The sequence below is a fragment of the Streptomyces sp. WAC05292 genome (assembly GCF_003949955.1).
Taxonomy (GTDB): domain Bacteria; phylum Actinomycetota; class Actinomycetes; order Streptomycetales; family Streptomycetaceae; genus Streptomyces; species Streptomyces globosus.
Genome location: NZ_RPSE01000791.1, coordinates 1 through 924, shown reverse-complemented (window position 1 = coordinate 924; position 924 = coordinate 1). Strand labels below are relative to the sequence as shown.

Genomic DNA, 924 nt, shown 5'->3' with positions numbered 1-924 from the left:
GACCCCGGCCGAGGGGACGGCCCTGCCCCCGGCAGCGTCCGCGCCGGGCGCATACTCGGTCGGCACCGCATCGGCCGGAGCCGGCGCGGACGCTGCCGGGGGCAGGGCCGTCCCCTCGGCCGGGGTCTGCGGGCGAGGGACCGCACCGGAGGCGCCGGCCGGCTTGCCCAGCACGATGCCCCGCCCGGACGAGGCGGTCTCGGGCGCAGGAAGCTGCGGCACGCCGAAGGAGGGCGTCCCGGATGCCGGAGCCTGCGCGGCGGGCGCGGGCGCGGGCAGGGCCGGCACCGGGCTGTCGGAGGGCGCGGGTACGGGCGCGAGCGCCGCGTGCGCGGCCGCATCGGCCGGTACGGGCGCCGGAACGGGCGGTGCGGCCGCCTCGGCCGGGCCCGCCGGGAGGTGCTGCGGAGCTTCGGCCGGTGCCGCCGGCGCGGGCGCCGCCGGGAAGGCCGGTCCGGGTACGGGCGCGCCGTCCGCCGGGGCTGCCGTGAACGGCTGCGGGGCCTGCGGTGCGTCGGCGGGTGCCGGTGTCTCCGGGAAGGCGGGCGCGGGCGCGCTGCCGGCCGGGCCCGCCGGGAACGGCTGCGCGGGCCGGGCCGCTTCGGCGGGTGCCGGTACGGGCGCCGGCGCGCCCTCGCCGGAGGCGAACGGCTGCGGGGCCTGCGGTGCGTCGGCGGGTGCCGCCGCCTCGGGGAAGGCCGGTCCGGGTGGCGGCGCGCCCTCGGCCGCCGCGAAGTGCTGCGGCGCTTCGGCCTGCGCCTGCGCGGGCGTCTCCGGGGAGGCCGGTCCGGGCGGCGGTGCCGGGGCGTCGGCCGGGTCCGCGGTGAGGGGCTGGGGTGCCTCGGCCGGGGTCGGGCCGGGGGCGGCTGACTGCGCCGCGGCCTCCGCCGTCGGCGCGGGCGCCGATGCCGGGTCGGGAACGGC

General features: G+C 84.0%; 1 pseudogene. It reads right to left on the bottom strand.

From position 1 onward, the window contains the following. Positions 1 to 924 (bottom strand): annotated as a pseudogene (locus EF903_RS34590) (hypothetical protein); the annotation flags it as partial.